This window comes from Psychroserpens algicola, assembly GCF_014526325.1.
GTDB classification, from domain to species: Bacteria; Bacteroidota; Bacteroidia; order Flavobacteriales; family Flavobacteriaceae; genus Psychroserpens; species Psychroserpens algicola.
On sequence record NZ_JACNMJ010000001.1, the window covers coordinates 1,048,635 to 1,069,194 of the forward strand.

The window sequence follows — 20,560 nt, forward strand, 5'->3', positions numbered from 1 at the left end:
AATTATGATTTTACAATACAAAGACATCCCTGTTTTTTATGAAGATGAAGGAAAAGGAAAAGCTATAATATTGCTTCATGGGTTTCTTGAAAATTCTACAATGTGGACAGACATTAAATCTATGCTGGTTGTAAATCACAGGGTAATCTGTATCGATTTGCTTGGGCATGGTAAAACGGGTTGTCTGGGTTATATGCACTCAATGCGTATGATGGCAGATACGGTTTTAGCTGTTTTATCTCATTTAAAAATACAAAGTTATAGTGTTATTGGTCACTCAATGGGAGGTTATGTAGCCTTAGAGCTTGCTGAAAAACAGCCTAAACAAATATTAGGATTGTGCTTGATGAATTCTACTTATGAAGCAGATGATGATGAACGTAAAACCCTTCGGAAAAGAGCTAATAAAATAGCAAAAACGAGTTATGAAAATTTAGTGCGACTTTCGTTTACTAATTTGTTTTCTGATGACAGTAGAGTACTCTATAAAAAAGCACTAGAAGACGCTTTGGCTCAAGCGTTGAAAACACCGTTACAAGGCTATTTAGCTGCACAAGAAGGGATGATGAGCAGAAAGAATAAATTGGAGTTCTTTAAAACTTGGAATGCAAAAAAACTTATAATAATTGGAAAAAAAGATCCAGTTGTAAATGGTGAACGTATACTAAATGAGACTAAAGAGACGTCTATTGTTTGCGAGCAATTGTCTTTAGGACATATGAGTTATATTGAAAATAAGAAGGAATTATCTTACTTAATTAAACATTTCGTCGAATAAAAATACTTTTAAACCTAATTATTAACTTTTTTTTCTAAGTTTACTATCCCCAAATCTAAGAGCCATGAAAAAAGCTACTACAAAGACATCCAGTCCGTTAAGAATTTACTGCGACATTTTTGGTCATAAATACGAAATGACTAAAAAAGTAACATCTCACGTAAAAGAGTACACTTGTAAGTGTTGTAAACGCCAACTAACTACAAATGGGAACGGAAAACTTACCGAGTTAACACCTAAATATCAAGAAATAAATGCCATTTTAGAAGACATTTATACACGCAGAATGATGCGTTTAAAGAGTAAAACGCTCAGTTCGTCGATATATTAGTGTAAAATTCTCACCTTATTAGATGATTTTTTATATTTAAGCATCCTCTAATTTAATATCTAAAACCATAAAAGGTGAAAAGTCTCTATTGTTCAATTTTTGGGCATCAGTACGAAGTCTCAAAAAATATAACGTATCACGTTAAAGAATACAAATGCTCACACTGCAAATCACAAGCAACCACGAGCGGAAATGGTGGTCTAACCCTCTTGACACCTAAATACAAAGAAATTAATTCAGTTTTAGAGCGCATTCACAATAAGCGCATATCCAGAATTAAACGACAGGCATCAGAAAAATCGACAGAAAATTTGCTGGATTTTACGCCTCATTTTTCATAGCATTCCAACCTTTTGCAATGATAGGAACAACTTGTTCGCCTCTGGTGATTAGGTGCATTCCTCTTTCTTTTTCAGTTATATACCCAATTACAGTTAAGTTAGGGTTGCCCTTTATTTTTGGAAAATCTTGTTGAGAAATAGTCATCAATAACTCATAATCTTCTCCACCATTTAAAGCTATTGTAGTACTATCGATATTAAATTCTTCACAAGTAGAAATAACCTGCGGATCTAACGGAATTTTATTTTCATAAATTTCAACACCTACATCACTTTGCTTACAAAGATGAATGGCCTCAGACGACAATCCGTCACTAATATCAATCATTGCTGTTGGTTTGACCTCTAATTGTTTTAGAAGTGCGACAATATCTTTTCGGGCTTCAGGTTTCAATTGGCGCTCAATAATATAGGTATAAGGATCTAAATCCGGCTGATTTTGAGGGTTGACCTTAAACACTTCTTTTTCTCGTTCTAGTACTTGTAATCCCATATAGGCAGCGCCAATATCTCCAGTAACAACTAATAAATCATTAGGCTTGGCACCACTGCGATACACCACGTCTTTTTTATTTACTTCTCCAATGGCTGTAACAGAAATAATTAATCCAGTTGTTGATGAGGTTGTGTCACCACCAATCACATCTATGTTATAAATTTTTGCTACGGTTTCAATTCCAGCGTATAATTCTTCAAGAGCTTCAAGCGGGAAACGATTAGAAACAGCGATTGATACTGTAATTTGAGTTGCCTCAGCATTCATAGCATACACATCACTCAAATTAACAACTACAGCTTTGTAACCTAAATGTTTTAGTGGTACATAGCTCAAGTCAAAATGAACATTTTCAACCAGTAAATCGGTAGTGACAACTATCTGTTTAGATTTGTGGTCTAAAACTGCGGCGTCATCACCTATGCTTTTAACTGTAGATTTGTGTTTAATGTCAAAATTCTTGGTTAAATGCTCTATGAGACCAAATTCTCCTAATTGCTCTAATGAGGTGCGCGATTGATTTTTATCTTCTATCATTCTGCAAAAATAGTAGCTTTTTTTAAAGCAATGTATGGATTTAAGGTATTTTTAAGGGCTTCGGAAATCTTAAAAGATGTATTTCATCGAAAATACATGTATTTTATCGGTACTAACGACAATAATGATTAAGTTAGGCGTCCCAAATCTTATTAAACCTACTATGCAAACCAACAGAACTAACGAACTGTCGTGTTCCGTCTTTGGACACAATTTAGAACGTTCATCAGTGGCATCTCATACGAATCGTCAATTGGTGTGTAAAACCTGTAACTCAAATGTTTCGGTTACTGAAGATGGTGACTTCAATATGCTTCCTTTTAAAAACCGTGATATTAAAACAGCTTTAAGACAGCTTTTTATTTTAAAAAACCAGAATTCAAATCGGCAATTTTCAGTTTAAAAAACCTGTAAATTAACCCTCGCGTTTTTTTTATTCCTTATTCTCTATCTCCATAATGGGAATCAATGCCATTATTTACTAATATAATGTTAGGAAATATGGATAAACCCTACTTATGTCTTATATTTGCACTCTATTTAGATAAAATCTATTTAAGACATGATTAAAGTATCAGATACAGCTAAAAAGAAAGTTATTGAGCTTATGAGTGATGATGGCTTTAGCGCTACTACCGACTTTATTAGAGTAGGCGTTAAAAGTGGAGGATGCTCTGGTCTATCCTATGACTTAAAGTTTGATAAAGAACAAAAAGAAGACGATAAAATCTTTGAAGACAATGGTGTTAAAATTATTGTAGACAAAAAGAGCTTTTTATATTTAATTGGAACAACCTTAGAATATTCTGGAGGTTTAAATGGTGCTGGATTTGTATTTAATAATCCTAATGCCAACAGAACCTGTGGTTGTGGAGAATCATTTTCACTTTAAAAACAATTTATGAGCAATAAATATACAGAAGACGATCTACGCGAAGAGTTAAAAACCAAAGAATACGAATATGGTTTTTATACTGATATTGAGTCTGAAACCTTTCCCAATGGTTTAAACGAAGATATCGTACGCGCTATTTCAAAGAAAAAGGAAGAACCAGAATGGATGACCGAATGGCGTTTGGAAGCGTTCAAGGTGTGGAAAGAAATGACTGAGCCAGAATGGGCAAATGTACATTATAAAAAACCAGATTTTCAGGGGATTTCTTATTATTCTGCTCCTAATAGCAAACCAAAATACGATAGTATTGATGAGGTTGATCCAGAGCTTTTAGCCACATTTGAAAAACTGGGAATTTCTCTTGATGAACAGAAAAAACTAGCTGGTGTAGCTATGGATGTTGTTGTAGATTCTGTTTCGGTTGCAACAACTTTCAAAAAGACCTTAGGCGAAAAAGGAATCATCTTTATGAGTATTTCTGAAGCGATCAAAGAACATCCAGAACTTGTTAGAAAATATATCGGAACCGTTGTTCCGCAGAAAGACAATTTTTATGCAGCACTTAATAGTGCCGTGTTTAGTGATGGTAGTTTTTGCTACATCCCTAAAGGAGTTCGTTGCCCAATGGAACTCTCAACATATTTTAGAATTAACCAGGCAGGAACAGGTCAATTTGAAAGAACTCTGGTTGTTGCCGATGAAGGGAGTTATGTGAGTTATCTTGAAGGGTGTACTGCTCCTAGTCGAGATGAAAATCAATTGCATGCCGCTGTTGTAGAGCTAATCGCATTAGATGATGCCGAAATTAAGTACTCAACAGTTCAAAACTGGTACCCTGGAAATGCTGAAGGTAAAGGTGGTGTTTACAATTTTGTTACCAAAAGAGGTTTGTGTGAGAAAAATGCAAAAATTTCTTGGACGCAAGTTGAAACCGGAAGTGCCGTGACTTGGAAATATCCTTCATGTGTACTAAAGGGTGATAATTCGGTAGGTGAGTTTTATTCTATTGCTGTGACCAATAATTACCAACAAGCAGATACGGGAACCAAGATGATTCACTTAGGTAAGAATACAAAGTCGACCATTATCTCTAAAGGTATTTCTGCTGGGAAGTCTCAAAATTCATATCGCGGATTGGTGCAAATTAGTTCACGAGCTGATAATGCTCGAAATTTTTCCCAATGTGATAGTTTATTAATGGGTAACGAATGTGGTGCACATACCTTTCCGTATATCGAAGCAAAAAATAAAACGGCTCAAATAGAACACGAAGCCACCACAAGTAAAATTGGTGAAGATCAAATTTTTTATTGCAACCAACGTGGCATTGATACCGAAAAAGCAATTGCACTTATCGTTAATGGGTTTAGTAAAGAGGTACTCAATAAATTACCAATGGAATTTGCTGTAGAAGCTCAAAAATTATTAGAAATAAGTCTCGAAGGTTCTGTAGGATAAACGTATACTATGAAAAAAGCACTTGTATTAATGATGATATTTACAGCGTTTATGAGTTGTAAAGACGATCAGAAAAAAGAAGCAGATATAACATCAGAAGAAAAAACTGTAGTTGCTAAAGAGGGTAAAACCATAAAGCAAAGTGATGGTAATATAGCAATTCACGGTAAATTTCTATTTGATAAAGCAAACAATGCAGCTGTGTTATTAACCCCAAATCAAATGTATGGGATAGTTATAAACGATCAAGCAGAAGCATTAAACGCTCAGGTTGAACCTTATAAAGAAGATCAGTATACAATGGTGCCAGTTACTATTCGTGGACGAATTTTTAAAAATGAAGGGTCTAAAGATGAGTGGGAACATAAAATTGAAATTAAAGAGATATTAAAAGTTTCTGAGCCAGAATCAGAAGACAAGGACGTTATAAAATTAGGAAGTAAATAGGATGTTAAAAATAAATAATTTACACGCAAGTGTTGAAGATAAAGCCATTTTAAGAGGTATTAATCTAGAAGTAAAACCAGGTGAAGTACATGCTATCATGGGACCAAATGGTTCTGGAAAAAGTACATTGGCTTCGGTTATTGCAGGAAAAGAAGAGTATGAAGTTACTAAAGGAGAAATTCTTTTAGATAACGAAGATATTGATGAACTCGCTGCAGAAGAACGCGCTCACAAAGGCGTATTTCTATCGTTTCAATATCCTGTTGAAATTCCGGGTGTTAGTGTGACTAACTTCATGAAAACAGCAATCAATGAAACGAGAAAAGCTAAAGGCTTAGAAGATATGCCAGCAAAGGATATGCTGAAGTTGATTCGTGAAAAATCTGAGCTTTTAGAAATAGACCGAAAGTTTTTATCACGTTCTCTTAATGAAGGGTTTTCTGGTGGAGAAAAGAAGCGTAATGAGATTTTTCAAATGGCCATGTTAGAACCTAAACTTGCAATCTTAGACGAAACAGATTCTGGACTTGATATTGATGCCTTACGTATTGTTGCCAATGGTGTCAATAAACTTAAGAGTAAGGATAATGCAGTTATTGTCATTACACATTACCAGCGATTATTAGATTATATCGTACCAGACTTTGTTCACGTATTGTACGATGGACGCATAGTGAAATCTGGCACAAAAGAACTGGCTCATGAGTTAGAAGAAAAGGGCTATGATTGGATTAAAGAAGAAGTGAACGCATAACATGGAATTAAAAGATAAATTAGTATCGTCATTTATGGCATTTGAGAATATGGTAGATATTGATGCTCCTGTTCACGATGTTCGTAGTGAAGCGATAAAGTCATTTGAAGATTTAGGGTTTCCAACTAAGCGTGATGAAGCATGGAAGTATACCTCGTTAAACAGTTTGCTTAAACACGACTACAGCGTGTTTCCAAAGCAAGAAAACAGCTTAGAGTTTAGCGATGTAAAACGATATTTTATCCACGATATAGATTCGTATAAAATTGTTTTTATCGACGGAAAATATGCTTCAAATTTATCTCAGACAACACACGATGGCATAGATGTTTGCTTAATGTCTTCGGCTTTATCAAAGCCAAAGTACAGACTTATTATTGAAAATTATTTTAATAAGGCGGCAACCAAAGATAGTTTGTCTTCTCTCAATACAGCATTTTCTCAGGAAGGTGCCTATATTCATATTCCAAAGAATAAAATTGTTGAGAAACCTATTCAAATCATTCATTTTTCCTCAGGTAAAGAATCAGCATTATTATTACAACCACGTAACCTGATTGTTGTTGAAGAAAACGCTCATGTTCAAATTATGGAGCGCCATCAGAGCTTAACAGATAATGCCGTGTTAACCAATAGTGTTACCGAAATATTCGCCAACAAACGTGCTATTGTAGATTATTACAAACTACAAAACGATAAGCCAACAGCATCCTTGATTGATAATACATTTATCAAGCAAAAACGTGAGAGTCATGCTTCTGTACATACCTTTTCTTTTGGAGGACAACTCACACGTAACAATCTTAACTTTTATCAAGAAGGCGAACGTATTGATTCAACGCTAAAAGGTGTGACGATAATTGGTGATAAACAACATGTCGATCACAATACATTAGTGCATCATATACAGCCTAATTGCGAAAGTCATCAGGATTATAAAGGTATTTTTTCTGATAGGTCGACAGGTGTTTTCAACGGAAAAGTCGTCGTTGATAAAATTGCTCAAAAAACCAATGCGTTTCAGGCAAACAATAATATATTATTAAGTGATAAAGCTTCTATCAATACGAAACCACAATTAGAAATTTTTGCTGATGACGTGAAATGTTCTCATGGTTGTACTATTGGTCAATTAGATGATAGCGCAATGTTTTATATGCGCTCTCGCGGAATTCCTGAAAAAGAAGCCAAAGCCCTATTAATGTTTGCGTTTAGTAATAATGTATTAGATTCAGTTAAAATCCCTGAAATTAAACAACGTATTACAAAAATTATTGCAACAAAACTGGGTGTAGATATAGGATTTGATTTATAATGAATACTACTGTAAAGCATACCGAATTTAACATTGATACCATTAGAGAAGATTTCCCTATCTTAAATCGAAAAGTTAACGGAAAACCTTTAGTGTATTTTGATAATGCTGCAACATCGCAAACACCAAAACAGGTCATCGATGTGATTGTAGACTATTATTCAAATTACAATGCTAATATTCACAGAGGTGTTCATACCTTGAGTCAGGAGGCTACCGATTTGTATGAAGCAGCACGACTTAAAATTCAACAACATTTTAATGCAAAACACAGTTACGAAATCATTCTAACTTCTGGTACAACACACGGAATCAATTTGATTGCCAATGGGTTTACAAATTTATTAGAAAAAGGCGATGAGGTTTTGGTGTCTGCTTTAGAACATCACAGTAATATTGTGCCTTGGCAAATGCTTTGCGAACGCTCTGGAGCAACCTTAAAAGTGATTCCAATGAATGAGAAAGGAGAGTTAATCATAAGTGATTATGATGCCCTGCTTTCGAAGCGTACAAAACTGGTGTTTGTCAACCATATTTCTAATGCTTTAGGAACAATTAATCCTATTGAAGATATGATTAAAAAAGCACATCAGGTTGGTGCAGCGGTTTTGGTTGATGGCGCACAATCCTGCCCTCATATTAAACCAGATGTCCAAGCTTTAGATGTTGATTTCTATGTAGCCTCAGCTCATAAAATGTGTGGTCCTACAGGTGTTGGTCTTCTCTACGGGAAAGAAAAATGGCTTAATAAACTTCCACCTTATCAAGGTGGTGGAGAAATGATTGACCAAGTGACATTTGAGAAAACAACTTATGCAGGTTTACCTCATAAATTTGAAGCAGGAACACCAAATATTTGTGGAGGTATTGCTTTTGGAGCTGCAATCGATTATATGAATGCGATTGGTTTTGATGCTATTGCTACCTATGAACACGAGTTGCTGGATTATGCTACAGCGCAATTATCGGCTATTGAAGGTTTAAAAATCTACGGAACAGCAGACGAAAAAACATCTGTAGTCTCATTTAATATTGAAGGTATTCATCCTTACGACATTGGCGCTATTCTGGATAAATTAGGAATAGCCGTTAGAACAGGACATCACTGTGCACAACCGATAATGGATTTCTTTAAGATACCAGGAACAGTTAGAGCGTCCTTTGCGTTTTACAATACGAAAGCCGAAATTGATGCTCTAGTTGAAGGCGTTAAGAAAGCAAAAATGATGCTGTCATAAATTTGGCTTCTTTTTTGTAATATGATATTCGATAATACGAAACACTACCATTATGAAATTCATTCTATGCTTTATTTTTATGCTTATTTCAGCTAAAGAATGCGACAGTAAGACTGCACAAAAATCGACAAATACGACTTCTGAAGTCACTGCACTTCAATCAAAAAAGACGTCTCAAATTGACACGAAGATTACTTACCAGGCTTCAACGAGAGGCTTTTTCTTAAAAATCTGGATTGAAGGAGATTTGATTATGGTATCAAAAGATAATAGCCTGAAAAGTTTTGAAACGTATCCATTTCCGTCAGAAGAAAAAGAAGCTTTTTTAAACCTTTTAAGTGCTATTGATAAAACTGAGCTTACTGCATTAGAAACACCTTCTACAACGTTTCAACATGATGCAGCAGCAATGGCATGGTTAGAAATTTCAGATGAAGAGGGAAGTTATAGAACAAAAGTGTTTGATCATGGTAATCCGCCAGAGTCTATTCAAGAGATTGTAGAAAAAATACAATCCCTTAAATCTATGGTTGAGAAGCCATAGAGAAGTCTTATCTTTGCTTATTGAAAAGTGTTCAAAATGCAAAACGAATTGAAGATGACAATTGCCGAAATACAAGAAGAAATAATTGATGAATTCTCTATGTTTGAGGATTGGGAAGAGCGTTACCAGTATATGATAGATCTTGGTAAAAGTTTGCCGCTTATTGATGAACAATATAAAAACGAGGCGCATATCATTAAGGGCTGCCAAAGTAAGGTTTGGGTGCACGCCGAAATGAACAATGATACTGTCGAATTTACAGCAGATAGTGATGCCATTATAACTAAAGGGATTATCGCTATTTTAATTCGAGTGTTTTCTGGGCAACATCCCAAAGCTATCATTGAAAGTAATACCGATTTTATTGATAAAATTGGACTTAAAGAACATTTATCACCAACACGAGCAAATGGTTTGGGAAGCATGATAAAACAAATTAAAATGTATGCCGTGGCATACCAGACACAATTAAACTAGTTAAAGATGAGCGACACAACAATAGATACAAATCTTTTAGGCGAAAAAATAGTACGCGTTTTAAAAACCATTTATGATCCGGAAATCCCTGTTGATATCTATGAATTGGGTCTTATTTATGATGTGTTTGTGAATGAAGATTATGACGTAAAAATCTTAATGACTTTAACGACACCTAATTGCCCTGTTGCAGAGACATTACCCTTAGAGGTTGAAGAAAAAGTGAAGTCGTTAAATGATGTAAAATCTGCTGAAGTAGAAATTACCTTTGATCCACCTTGGAGCCAAGATTTAATGAGCGAAGAAGCTAAATTAGAACTTGGGATGCTATAATAATGAAGACATTTAATGCCAAGACAAACACCTAAATCGCTAAAGGATAATAATAAAACAAGTTTAAAAAGATCTTTTAGTGCTTTAATTTTTATTCCGAGGTTTTTTAAAGAAATTTGGAGAACCAATAAAAAGAAATTCCTTTTATCTGCTTTTTGTCGACTCATTGGAGCTGTTTTGCCTGTTATTATTTTATGGGTTGGTAAAATTATTATTGACGAGATTATTCTTCAGTCTAAAGCCGAAACAGCCGACTTAACGAATCTTTGGACTTATGTAGGTGTAGAGTTTGCACTCATTATACTTTCTGATTTAATAAGCAGAGCTATCGCATTAACCGATAGTCTATTAGGTGATGCCTATTCTATAAGTTCATCGGTAAGCATCATTAAAAAAACCAATCAAATTAATATCAGTCTGCTTGAAGATTCTGAGTTTTACGATAAGTTAGAACGTGCCAGAACCCAAACTACTGGTCGGGTAGGTTTGATGTCTAATGCACTAGGGGAAGTACAAAGTTTGGTTTCTATTGCGACCTTAGTTGCCGGACTTATTTATTTTGAACCTTACCTCATAATTCTTTTGATATTGAGTATTATTCCGTCGTTTATTAACGAAATCTGGTTTAGTCAGAAGCAATATTCACTAGCACGAGGTTGGACAGCCGAAAGACGTGAACTCGATTACCTACGCTTTATTGGAGCAAACAATCAAACGGCCAAAGAGATTAAATTATTTGGTTTAACCGACTTCGTTGTAGATCGGTTTAAAAATCTATCTAATGAATATTATGAACTGAATAAAAAACTAGCGATTAAGCGTTCGGCATTAGGTTTTTTATTCAATGTTCTGGGAACCTTAAGCTATTATGGTGCTTACGTTTTTATCATTTATAGAGTCATTTCTGGAGTGATAACTTTAGGAGAACTTACATTTCTATCGGGTGCTTTTAATAGGCTCACCAGAAACCTTCAGGACTTCTTTTCTAAATTCACCAGAATTACAGAAAGCGCATTATACCTAAAAGACTATTTTGAGTTTTTAGATATTTCTATAACACCAGCACATATCGAAGATCAAGTTTTACCAGAAACCATCAGTATGGGTTTTGAGTTTAAAAATGTACATTTTTCTTATCCAGATGCTGATGTCGAAATTTTAAAAGGTGTAAGTTTTAAAATCAATGCAGGCGAAAAAATGGCTTTTGTTGGTCAAAATGGTGCAGGAAAAACCACATTGACAAAACTGCTGTTACGCTTTTATGAACCTACTTCGGGAGAGATCCTTTTAGACGGAATTAATATCAACCGATTTAATAAAGCAGCGTATCAAGAATTTTTTGGTGTTATTTTTCAAGACTTTTTCAAGTATGAATTCACGGTTAAGGAGAATATTGCTATTGGAAATATTGACGAATTAGATAATCAAGAGAAAATTGAAACAGCAGCAGCCTTAAGTTTAGCAGATGAAGTGGTTTCAGAATTAAAACTGGGCTATGACCAGCAACTGGGAAAACGCTTTTATAAGGGTCAGGAACTTTCTGGAGGCCAATGGCAAAAAGTCGCCTTAGCACGAGCATATATGAAAGATGCCAAGGTGATGATTTTAGACGAACCTACATCGGCATTAGACGCCAAAGCCGAGAGCGAAGTATTTGAGCGTTTTATTGGTTTAACAAAAGATAAAACCAGTATTATTATTTCACATCGATTTAGTACAGTAAGACAGGCGGATAGAATTTTGGTTTTAAAAGATGGAAAAGTTCTTGAATTAGGAACGCATCAACAACTTATGGATAACCAGTCACTATATGCACAATTATTTGCTTTACAAGCTGAAGGTTACCAATAAATAAAGTATTAAATTTGTAGTATGGCAGAAGAAATCATTAATAGAGTAGCATTAAGTAAGTTAATGGTGGTAGATTTAGAAGACTACTATCCAGAAGGCGAGCGTGTTGTTTTTGATATTAAAGACTGGTTGTATGAAGGTTTGGTATTAAGAGAAAAAGAGTTTAGACAATCTGTTAAAGATTACGATTGGTCCAAACATCAAAATCAGTTTATTGCCTTAACCTGCTCAACAAATGCTATTATTCCAGCTTGGGCCTATATGCTTCTTAGCATAGAGTTGCAGGCTTATGCCAAAAAAGTTTGTGTAGGAGATTTGGAGACTTTAGAAACGTCAATTTATCAAGATATCATCAATAATTTAGACGTTCAACCTTACTTAAACAAACCGCTTATTATTAAAGGTTGCGCTCATAAACCTGTACCTGCAAATGCATATATTCTCTTATCAGCTAAACTCAAATCAGTAGCTAAATCGATTATGTATGGAGAGGCCTGTTCTTCGGTGCCACTTTTTAAAAAAAAATAACACCTTTTTCTTGTGACTTCAAATATTATAATGTGTCTAATTTTCGGACTTAGATAACTAAACTTTAATTTAAATTATTGGTGTCCAATTAACTAATGAATTATATTTGCAACTTAATTATAAAGTCGAAACCTTAAAACTAAAATTATGACTAAAAAATTATTTTTAACAGCTGTTTTAATGCTGTCAATATCTTTAGGTTTTTCTCAAACAAAAGAAGAACTACAAGCTCAAAAAGCAGAAAAACAAGCCGAAGCTGACGCTGCTCAAGCAGAAGCTAATGCTTTACAAGCTCAAATAGATGCCTTACCAGGTTGGAGAGTTGGTGCTTTTGGTGTTATTGGAGGAAGTTTATCTAACTTTAACAACTGGTATTCTCAAGGTGTTCCAAATAACTCTTCTGGAAATATCGGATTTACTGTAAACGGTTATGCTAATTTGATTGAAGATAAATTCTTCTGGAGAAACTCATTAACAACAAATTTAAGTTGGGTAAAATTAGATAATAAAGATACCGATTTGGACTCTGATAATTTTGAGCCAACAACAGATGTATTTAATATTTCATCATTATACGGAAGAAAATTAAGCGAAAAATTAGCGGCTTCTGCATTAATGGAATACAGAACAACAATTTTAGATAACTTCAATGACCCAGGTTATTTAGATGTAGGTATTGGTGCAACATGGACTCCAATTGAAAATTTAATTGTCGTTATTCACCCATTAAACTACAACTTTGTATTTGCTGATAATGATGCCATTTTTGATTCATCTTTAGGTGCTAAAATTGTAGCAGACTATACACGTCAAATAGGAGCAATTGGATTTAAATCTAACTTCTCAACATTCCAGAGTTATAAGAGTGGTGATTTGTCAAACTTTACATGGACGAACTCATTCAGTTATACATTATGGAAAAGAATTGGTGTAGGATTTGATTTTGCATTGAGAAGCAATAAGCAAGAAGCTTTAAATTATGCATTGGCTCAGTTTGATGGTGATCCAGCTGATATCCCTACGTTTGACAATGTAGATAATGATTTACAAACTTACTATACATTAGGATTAACATATAAATTCTAACATAGCAGTTATAAATAATAAAAAAACGCATCCTAAATAAAGGATGCGTTTTTTTATTGATATAGTTCTATCAGACTTATTCAGTGTCTTCGTTATAATCAGGATACAAAAAATGATTGTAAGGAAAACGTGTTACATGAATCTCTCTAACTTCATCATAAACTCGTTTCTTAAAAAGATCAATATTCTTTTTGTTTAATGCTGAAATGAATAATGCATTGTTGCCTACGCGATTCATCCAGGTCTTTTTCCACTCGTCTAATGAATAATGTGATGAGGTACGTTGAGTCACTAAATCATCGTTGTCAAATGGTTCTGGCTCATAAGCATCAATTTTATTAAATACCATGATTGTTGGTTTGTCAGAACTGTCGATCTCGCCAAGAATTTTATTTACAGAGTCGATATGCTCCTCAAAATTGGGATGAGAAATATCTACTACATGAAGCAAAAGATCGGCTTCTCGAACTTCATCAAGCGTGCTTTTAAATGACTCGACTAATTGTGTAGGGAGTTTTCTAATAAATCCAACCGTATCAGTTAATAAAAACGGAAGATTTTGAATGACCACTTTTCTAACTGTGGTATCTAAAGTAGCAAACAACTTGTTTTCGGCAAATACATCACTCTTACTAATCACATTCATTAGTGTTGATTTCCCAACGTTTGTATAACCGACCAAAGCAACTCTAACCATCTTACCTCGATTACCTCGCTGAACAGCCATTTGCTTGTCAATGGTTTTAATCTTAGCTTTTAATAACGCAATTTTATCTCGTACTATACGTCTATCGGTTTCAATTTCGGTTTCACCAGGACCACGCATTCCAATACCACCTTTTTGTCGTTCAAGGTGAGTCCACATTCCTTTTAATCGCGGTAATAAATATTCACATTGTGCTAATTCTACTTGTGTACGCGCATAACTTGTGGTAGCTCTTTGAGCAAAAATATCAAGAATGAGGTTAGTTCTATCTAGGACTTTACAGCCTAATATTTTACTAATATTGCGTTCTTGAGCCGCTGAGAGCTCATCATCAAAAATAGCAGTGCCAACATCATTATCTTCAATAAATTGTTGTACATCCTGCATTTTACCAGAGCCAATAAATGTTTTGGGATTTGGCATATCCATTTTCTGGGTAAAACGCTTCAAAACTTCACCACCAGCAGTGTAAGTCAAAAACTCTAGTTCATCTAAATACTCTTTAGATTGCTCCTCATTTTGTTCTTGGGTGATTACACCTATAAGAACGGTTTTTTCTAAAGCGATATCTTTTTTCTCAATCATAAATTCAAATAAAAAAACAAAGTTACATAATTGAAGCTTCGTCTATTGCATTTTAAAACTTAAATTTGTGAAGTGAATTCCCAAGATTTAAAAACAATTACTTATACCGTTGCATTTTATAATCTCGAAAATCTGTTCGATATCTATAATGATGCTACAAAACATGATAACGATTTCCTTCCAGGTACTGATAAACGCTGGACAAAAAAGCGGTATGACCGAAAACTCTACAAATTAGGTCAAGTTATTTCTAAGATTGGTTTTGAAGATGCCCAAAAGCCACCAGCTATTGTAGGCTTAGCAGAGGTTGAAAACAAAAATGTACTTCAGGATCTAATACAAAGTAAAGATTTAGAGGCTTATGACTACGGGATTGTTCATTATAATTCTCAAGACGAAAGAGGTATCGATGTCGGACTAATTTATGATAAAACAGTTTTTTCGGTTGATAACTCTAAAACGTATTCCATTTATATTGAAGATGATATCGGCGAACAAGATTATACCAGAGATATTTTATTGGTTTCTGGGGTACTTCATTCAGAAAAAATTCACTGTATAGTAAATCATTGGCCTTCAAGGCGAGAAGGCGAGATTGAATCGATGCCTAAACGTTTAAAAGCAGCCGAAAAAGTTATAGAAATTATTAATTCTATAAAAGTTAAAGATACCAATGCAAAGATTATTGTAATGGGTGATTTTAACGATAACCCAAGTAATGAAAGTATAAAGTTTTTGAGTAGTAATGGGCATTTATTTAATCCTATGGAAACAATGTTGTCCTACACAAGAGGCAGTCTAAATCATAATTTCAAATGGAATTTATTTGACCAAATACTAATCTCTACAAACTTTTTTGAGACTAATAAAGAGCGCCTAAAATTTGATGAAGCCGACATATTTGATGAGAAATTTCTAACGCAATATAAAGGTAAGTTTAAAGGACAGCCGTTCAGAACTTATGTTGGAAAAAAATACAAAGGCGGATACAGTGATCATTTCCCAGTTTATATACAATTAAATGCTGCAAAAAATTAAGTTCTTAAAGTCTTTTTCTTTTTGTCGATAATAATTGCGTTTTATCTATTATAACAGTGTTAACAGTTTGTTAACTGGCATTTTTTTTATCTTCGGTTACTTAATGCGAGTCATTTTTTACGGCTCAATTGTCAAAGGCTCTCCATTCTGCCCTAAGGAATCAGCTCAAGACACTAACAATCAACTGATTAAACAATTTAATAGCATTCATTGATATGAAAAAAATTTTACTCTCGTTGCCATTCCTTTTTGTGTTTTCAATTTGGTGTGCTGATGCACAAATTACATCCTATCCTTATCTTGAAGATTTTGAATCTGGCGATGGTGGTTGGGTTGTAGATGCAGCTAATCCAGGAAGCTGGGCCTTAGGAACTCCAGCCGCAACCGTTATTAATAGTGCCGATTCTGGTACTAATGCATGGGTAACTAATTTAACTGGTGACTATGTCGCCAACGAAAATGGGATTGTTACCAGCCCTGTTTTTGATTTATCTACTTTAGTTGCACCTTCTATAGAGATGAGTGTCTGGTGGAATTCTGAGTTTAGTTGGGATGGGATGGTATTACAATCTTCAATTGATGGAGGAACGTCATGGCAAAATGTAGGTGCTTTTGGTGATCCAAACAATTGGTATAACGATAATTCTATTGCAGGTAATCCTGGTGGACAGCAAGAAGGCTGGACTGGACGCGGAACTTCAGGTTCTGGAGGTTGGGTTATAGCCAGACATGCTTTAAATGGATTAGGCGGTCAGGCTAATGTAATTTTAAGAGTTGCATTTGGTTCTGATGGTTCTGTTCAAGATGAAGGTGTTGCTTTTGATACGGTTTCTATTTTTGAAGTGAGTTGCCCTGAGCCTTCTGGTATTACTATTGCTGCAGTAACCGAAAACTCTGCCGAAGTAAGTTGGACACCTGGAGGAGCAGAAACAACTTGGGAAATAGCCATACAAAATGCTGGAACTGGTATCCCATCTGGAGGTACTACTACAATGAATAACAACCCTTACGATGCCATGTCATTAACACCAAGTACAGCTTATGAAGTTTACGTAAGAAGTGATTGTGGTGCTGATGGATTTAGTAATTGGGTTGGACCATTTAACTTTACAACATTAAATACACCTCCACCACCTCCACTAGGAGTAAATTGTGTGACGGGAACATCATCGTTTATATTCACTGAAAATTTTGACCAAGATCCGCCAGCAGGTTGGACAGGTACAGGGTTTGATGGTACCGATGGTAATTGGGATATAACTGGTGCAGGAGCCAATTCTTTTGGTACAGGTCCTGCAAATGCATATGATGGAGGAACAGGAAGTCACTTAGAATACGAAGCTTCAGGTAATGCAACCGATATTGCGTCTGCAATTAGTCCGGCAATCGATTTAACCAGTGCTGTAGATGGTGCTGAATTATCATTCTTTTTCCATGCTTTTGGAGAAGATATGGGAACATTAAATGTCAATATTGCAAACGATGCAGCTGGTCCTTTCACAACATTATTTACATGGGTTGGTGATTTGCAAATTACCGATGATGAAGCTTGGGTGCCAGTTGGGATCAACTTAGATGCTTACTTAGGGCAAGTAATCTACTTAGAGTTTAGCTATGGCGGTGCAGGTTCTGGTTTTGAAGGCGATATGGCTATCGATTTTGTAAGAGTAGAGTCGTGTGGATCGTTTTGTATTCCACCTAGTGCAATTACTGTTACTGACATCACAGGAACATCAGCAGAGATTAGCTGGACGCCTAATAACGGAGAAACATCTTGGGAATATGTGGTTGTTCCAGCAGGAACAGGTGAGCCAACCGGACCAGGAACCACAACTTCAACACCTTCTGCAAGTATTTCAGGTTTAGATTTTGAAACAGAATACGAAGTATGGGTTAGAGCAGATTGTGGATCAAGTTTTAGTATATGGGGTGGACCAGTAACGTTTACTACAACCATTCAAACTAATTTTGATGTGGATTGTGCTGTAGGTCCAGTTGATAGTTTCTTATGCTACGGAAATAACGATTCTGAGATATTTACTTATACAAGCTCTGATGGATCGCCACTTAATTTAACGATTAATACAGGTGAAATAGAAGGAGCGCCATTTGATTTCTTATTGGTGTCAGACGGAAATGGAACTGTATTATACAATGATGAAGGAAATGATGGTGTACTTGATGGCTTAACATTTCAATCTATAACAGATACCATAACTATTCAAATTTTATCTGATGGTTCAGTAAGTTGTGAATCTGGAAGCTTTTGTTGTTCAGACGGTATAGATTATACTGTTGCTTGTGCTACTTGTATTAACCCTGTTGCAACTTATCAAGTGATAGATGATTGTGATAATGGTGATCAATTCTTAATTGATGTAAATATAACAAGTTTAGGAGATGCCACATCGCTAACTATTTCAAACAATATAGATGCTACTACAGTTCCTGTTACAGCAACTGGAGTTTATCAAATTGGACCATTTCCATTTTTAGTAGATGTTGTGGTTACGGTGAGTAATGATCAAGATGTCAATTGTGTTATTAATAGCAGTCCAATTCAATTATTGGCTTGTCCTCCAGAAAATGACAATCCATGTGGTGCCATAGTTGCGGTCGTTAATGATGACCAATCGTGTGATTTGGTTACTCCAGGAACATTGGTTGAAGCAACAGATTCTGGTGTCCCTGCGGGAAGTTGTGCAGGAAACCCTGATGACGACGTATGGTTTCAATTTACAGCCTTAAATGAAGTGCAATTGATTTCAGTTATAAATATAGCTGGAGGTGGTTTTAATACTGACCATGCTTTATATGAAGGTGATGATTGTAATAACTTAGTTGAAATTGAATGTACTGATGGTGTAGCAAGTGTAACGCCTCAATTAGTTGTAGGAAACACCTATTATGTCAGAGTGTTTTCAGGAGGTAATAATCCAGAGACTACAACATTTGATTTATGTATAAAAGAAGCGCCAACAAATATTATTTGTGAAAATGCAGAGAATTTCTGTGCTGAAGCTGGAGGTGCTTTAACAACGTCTAATATTATTGGTATTCCTGATCCAACAGATATCGCATGTTTAGGCTCAGCACCTAACCCAACTTGGAATATCATTCAAATTGGAGAGCCTGGTTTAATCGAAATTGAAATAGCTCAAACTGATGAGGATGGAAATGGTTTAGATGTCGATTTCGTGCTTTGGGGACCATTTGATGATTTAGAAGGCGCTTGTGACAATTTAGATTTAGGTTGTCCAGACCCTAATGATTGTCCAAATAATACTACAAGTCCAGACTTTTATCCGTTTGGTAATATTGTAGATTGTAGTTATTCTTTTGTATCTACTGAAAACCTAACTATAGACAATGCTCAAACAGGGGAAATTTACTTACTACTTGTAACGAATTTCTCTGATGATCCAGGAACTATCTCGATTAGTCAGACGAACACTGGTGGAGAAAATGATGGTGATATAACTGCTGAAATTGAAGTAGATTTAGGGCCTGATCAAGACCTTTGTGGATTTGACACTTTTGAAATCATAGCAGAATCGCCATTTGCAGATACTTGGGAATGGTATTGTGATGGATTCATTATTGAAGGAGAAACATCATCGTCATTAGTTGTTTCTGAAACATGTACTTATACTGTTATTGTTTATGATGAACAATGTGATGCTCAAGCTCAGGATTCAGTAACTATAACATTTGGAGATGAGCCAGTTGCTAATAGTGTTCCAGACATGATCACTTGTGATGATATTTCCGCAGATGAGATTGAAGATTTTGATTTAGAAACGCAAACTGCAGGTATATTAGGAGCACAAGATGCTACCGAGTTTAATGTATCGTACCATTTAACCTTAGCAGACGCTCAATCTAATGTAGGAGCCTTAAGTTCACCATATACTAACATTTCTAATCCACAAACTATTTTTGTGAGAATTGAAGATGCTAATGCAACATTTTGCTCTGCTACAACGAGTTTTAATTTAATCATATCTGGTCCAACACCAGATGCAACAAGTGTTCCAATTGAAGTTTGTGACGATGATACAGATGGTGTTACATTATTTGATTTAGCAGCACATGATGCTAACATTTTAAATGGACAAAGTGATGTTGATTTTTCTGTTAGCTATTATGAGACAGAAGCAGACGCTGAAGCAGGAACTGGTGCCATTGATACCTCTGTTCTATATAGCAGTTCATCGCAAACTATTTATGCAAGAGTTGAAAGTAATATCGCTTTTGATTGTTATTCAACAACACCTTTCGATTTAATTGTTAAACCATTGCCTAGTACGTCATTTACTACCGATTTTGATTATGAAGTTTGTCCTAATGCAACGGTTCCAATTTTAATTACTGCTACTGCAAACAACTATACTGAATCTGAAGTAAGTATTGTTTGGTACAGAGATGGAGGTGTTATTGCTGGAGAATCAGGATTAACCTTATCAGTATTAGAGGCTGGGCTTTACGAAATTGAAGTGACTTTCAATGACAGTACAATGTGTTCAAGCATCACAGCTCAGACTGTTATCGAATTAGAAAGCTGTGTCATCCCTCAAGGAATTTCACCAAATGGAGATGGAATGAATGATGTGTTTGATTTAAGTAGTTATGATGTAAGCAAGCTTGAAATTTTTAACCGTAATGGTACTTTGGTTTACTCTAAAAATAACTATACCAATGAGTGGTATGGTCAAACAAACGATGGAGATGAATTACCAGTAGGAACATATTTCTATACGATGGAGTATGAAGACGGTAAGCGTAGAAGTGCTTGGGTATACATCCAACGTCTAAATTAAAA

20 protein-coding genes are annotated in these 20,560 nt (G+C 35.2%); 18 read left to right on the top strand and 2 right to left on the bottom strand.

Annotated elements, in window-relative coordinates; genetic code table 11:
* The first annotated feature begins 4 nt into the window (after positions 1-4).
* The 3 genes from H7350_RS04385 to H7350_RS04395 all read left to right on the top strand — a co-directional run bounded on the left by H7350_RS04385 (position 5) and on the right by H7350_RS04395 (position 1,450).
* Positions 5-778: an alpha/beta hydrolase gene (locus H7350_RS04385; protein WP_204344645.1), complete on the top strand. Its 774-nt coding sequence runs from the start codon at positions 5-7 to the stop codon at positions 776-778.
* A 64-nt stretch (positions 779-842) separates the two neighbouring features.
* Complete coding sequence (locus H7350_RS04390; RefSeq protein ID WP_204344646.1) at positions 843-1,109, top strand: hypothetical protein; 267 nt, start codon at positions 843-845, stop codon at positions 1,107-1,109.
* A 74-nt stretch (positions 1,110-1,183) separates the two neighbouring features.
* The gene (locus H7350_RS04395) at positions 1,184-1,450 is read left to right on the top strand and encodes a hypothetical protein (protein WP_204344647.1); all 267 of its coding nucleotides are present in this window, start codon (positions 1,184-1,186) and stop codon (positions 1,448-1,450) included.
* On the opposite strand, the gene thiL is transcribed toward H7350_RS04395, so the two are convergent.
* Positions 1,431-2,483, bottom strand: coding sequence for a thiamine-phosphate kinase (gene thiL, locus H7350_RS04400; protein WP_204344648.1), 1,053 nt, complete (start codon positions 2,481-2,483; stop codon positions 1,431-1,433). The genes H7350_RS04395 and thiL overlap by 20 nt on opposite strands.
* 76 nt (positions 2,484-2,559) lie before the next feature.
* Between thiL and H7350_RS04405 the strand changes: the two genes are divergently transcribed.
* From H7350_RS04405 to H7350_RS04465, 13 genes are all read left to right on the top strand, one after another.
* Positions 2,560-2,886 carry a hypothetical protein gene (locus tag H7350_RS04405; protein ID WP_204344649.1) on the top strand — a complete coding sequence of 109 codons (327 nt, stop codon included), beginning with the start codon at positions 2,560-2,562 and terminating at the stop codon, positions 2,884-2,886.
* 159 nt (positions 2,887-3,045) lie between these two features.
* Complete coding sequence (locus H7350_RS04410; RefSeq protein ID WP_204344650.1) at positions 3,046-3,375, top strand: HesB/IscA family protein; 330 nt, start codon at positions 3,046-3,048, stop codon at positions 3,373-3,375.
* A 9-nt stretch (positions 3,376-3,384) separates the two neighbouring features.
* Positions 3,385-4,836: a Fe-S cluster assembly protein SufB gene (gene sufB, locus H7350_RS04415; protein ID WP_204344651.1), complete on the top strand. Its 1,452-nt coding sequence runs from the start codon at positions 3,385-3,387 to the stop codon at positions 4,834-4,836.
* Positions 4,837-4,845: 9 nt separating this feature from the next.
* Positions 4,846-5,283: a hypothetical protein gene (locus H7350_RS04420; RefSeq protein WP_204344652.1), complete on the top strand. Its 438-nt coding sequence runs from the start codon at positions 4,846-4,848 to the stop codon at positions 5,281-5,283.
* 1 nt (position 5,284) lies between these two features.
* Positions 5,285-6,037 (top strand): Fe-S cluster assembly ATPase SufC, encoded by a 753-nt coding sequence (gene sufC, locus H7350_RS04425; RefSeq protein WP_204344653.1) that lies wholly within the window; start codon positions 5,285-5,287, stop codon positions 6,035-6,037.
* Position 6,038: 1 nt separating this feature from the next.
* Positions 6,039-7,352 (top strand): Fe-S cluster assembly protein SufD, encoded by a 1,314-nt coding sequence (gene sufD / locus H7350_RS04430; protein WP_204344654.1) that lies wholly within the window; start codon positions 6,039-6,041, stop codon positions 7,350-7,352.
* Positions 7,352-8,590: an aminotransferase class V-fold PLP-dependent enzyme gene (locus tag H7350_RS04435; RefSeq protein WP_204344655.1), complete on the top strand. Its 1,239-nt coding sequence runs from the start codon at positions 7,352-7,354 to the stop codon at positions 8,588-8,590. Before sufD ends, H7350_RS04435 begins: the two co-directional genes overlap by 1 nt.
* A gap of 52 nt (positions 8,591-8,642) precedes the next feature.
* A complete protein-coding gene (locus H7350_RS04440) occupies positions 8,643-9,134 on the top strand; it encodes a hypothetical protein (RefSeq protein ID WP_204344656.1) in 492 nt (163 codons plus the stop codon).
* Positions 9,135-9,188: 54 nt separating this feature from the next.
* Positions 9,189-9,611 carry a SufE family protein gene (locus tag H7350_RS04445; RefSeq protein ID WP_204344953.1) on the top strand — a complete coding sequence of 141 codons (423 nt, stop codon included), beginning with the start codon at positions 9,189-9,191 and terminating at the stop codon, positions 9,609-9,611.
* 6 nt (positions 9,612-9,617) lie between these two features.
* A complete protein-coding gene (locus H7350_RS04450) occupies positions 9,618-9,944 on the top strand; it encodes a DUF59 domain-containing protein (protein WP_204344657.1) in 327 nt (108 codons plus the stop codon).
* 15 nt (positions 9,945-9,959) lie between these two features.
* A complete protein-coding gene (locus H7350_RS04455) occupies positions 9,960-11,795 on the top strand; it encodes an ABC transporter ATP-binding protein (RefSeq protein WP_204344658.1) in 1,836 nt (611 codons plus the stop codon).
* A gap of 21 nt (positions 11,796-11,816) precedes the next feature.
* Entirely contained in the window at positions 11,817-12,323 is a 507-nt protein-coding gene (locus H7350_RS04460; RefSeq protein ID WP_204344659.1) for a DUF2480 family protein, read from the top strand.
* Positions 12,324-12,470: 147 nt separating this feature from the next.
* On the top strand, positions 12,471-13,409 hold the full coding sequence (locus H7350_RS04465) for a DUF3078 domain-containing protein (RefSeq protein WP_204344660.1): 939 nt from the start codon (positions 12,471-12,473) through the stop codon (positions 13,407-13,409).
* Between the two features lie 76 nt (positions 13,410-13,485).
* Here H7350_RS04465 and hflX read toward each other — a convergent pair whose 3' ends face one another.
* Positions 13,486-14,700: a GTPase HflX gene (gene hflX, locus H7350_RS04470; protein ID WP_204344661.1), complete on the bottom strand. Its 1,215-nt coding sequence runs from the start codon at positions 14,698-14,700 to the stop codon at positions 13,486-13,488.
* 72 nt (positions 14,701-14,772) lie between these two features.
* On the opposite strand from hflX, the gene H7350_RS04475 reads away from it, so the two are divergent.
* Together H7350_RS04475 and H7350_RS04480 are read left to right on the top strand one after the other, a co-directional pair.
* The gene (locus H7350_RS04475; protein WP_204344662.1) at positions 14,773-15,738 is read left to right on the top strand and encodes an endonuclease/exonuclease/phosphatase family protein; all 966 of its coding nucleotides are present in this window, start codon (positions 14,773-14,775) and stop codon (positions 15,736-15,738) included.
* Positions 15,739-15,953: 215 nt separating this feature from the next.
* Positions 15,954-20,558 carry a T9SS type B sorting domain-containing protein gene (locus tag H7350_RS04480; RefSeq protein WP_204344663.1) on the top strand — a complete coding sequence of 1,535 codons (4,605 nt, stop codon included), beginning with the start codon at positions 15,954-15,956 and terminating at the stop codon, positions 20,556-20,558.
* The last annotated feature ends 2 nt before the right edge of the window (positions 20,559-20,560 follow it).

Excerpts from the sequence above, each read along its gene's own strand:
- H7350_RS04385 (WP_204344645.1), top strand. The coding sequence starts at position 5 with ATGATTTTACAATACAAAGACATCCCTGTTTTTTATGAAGATGAAGGA.
- H7350_RS04390 (WP_204344646.1), top strand. The coding sequence starts at position 843 with ATGAAAAAAGCTACTACAAAGACATCCAGTCCGTTAAGAATTTACTGC.
- thiL (WP_204344648.1), bottom strand. The coding sequence starts at position 2,483 with ATGATAGAAGATAAAAATCAATCGCGCACCTCATTAGAGCAATTAGGA.
- H7350_RS04405 (WP_204344649.1), top strand. The coding sequence starts at position 2,560 with ATGTATTTCATCGAAAATACATGTATTTTATCGGTACTAACGACAATA.
- H7350_RS04410 (WP_204344650.1), top strand. The coding sequence starts at position 3,046 with ATGATTAAAGTATCAGATACAGCTAAAAAGAAAGTTATTGAGCTTATG.
- sufB (WP_204344651.1), top strand. The coding sequence starts at position 3,385 with ATGAGCAATAAATATACAGAAGACGATCTACGCGAAGAGTTAAAAACC.
- H7350_RS04420 (WP_204344652.1), top strand. The coding sequence starts at position 4,846 with ATGAAAAAAGCACTTGTATTAATGATGATATTTACAGCGTTTATGAGT.
- sufC (WP_204344653.1), top strand. The coding sequence starts at position 5,285 with ATGTTAAAAATAAATAATTTACACGCAAGTGTTGAAGATAAAGCCATT.
- sufD (WP_204344654.1), top strand. The coding sequence starts at position 6,039 with ATGGAATTAAAAGATAAATTAGTATCGTCATTTATGGCATTTGAGAAT.
- H7350_RS04435 (WP_204344655.1), top strand. The coding sequence starts at position 7,352 with ATGAATACTACTGTAAAGCATACCGAATTTAACATTGATACCATTAGA.
- H7350_RS04440 (WP_204344656.1), top strand. The coding sequence starts at position 8,643 with ATGAAATTCATTCTATGCTTTATTTTTATGCTTATTTCAGCTAAAGAA.
- H7350_RS04445 (WP_204344953.1), top strand. The coding sequence starts at position 9,189 with ATGACAATTGCCGAAATACAAGAAGAAATAATTGATGAATTCTCTATG.
- H7350_RS04450 (WP_204344657.1), top strand. The coding sequence starts at position 9,618 with ATGAGCGACACAACAATAGATACAAATCTTTTAGGCGAAAAAATAGTA.
- H7350_RS04455 (WP_204344658.1), top strand. The coding sequence starts at position 9,960 with ATGCCAAGACAAACACCTAAATCGCTAAAGGATAATAATAAAACAAGT.
- H7350_RS04460 (WP_204344659.1), top strand. The coding sequence starts at position 11,817 with ATGGCAGAAGAAATCATTAATAGAGTAGCATTAAGTAAGTTAATGGTG.
- H7350_RS04465 (WP_204344660.1), top strand. The coding sequence starts at position 12,471 with ATGACTAAAAAATTATTTTTAACAGCTGTTTTAATGCTGTCAATATCT.
- hflX (WP_204344661.1), bottom strand. The coding sequence starts at position 14,700 with ATGATTGAGAAAAAAGATATCGCTTTAGAAAAAACCGTTCTTATAGGT.
- H7350_RS04480 (WP_204344663.1), top strand. The coding sequence starts at position 15,954 with ATGAAAAAAATTTTACTCTCGTTGCCATTCCTTTTTGTGTTTTCAATT.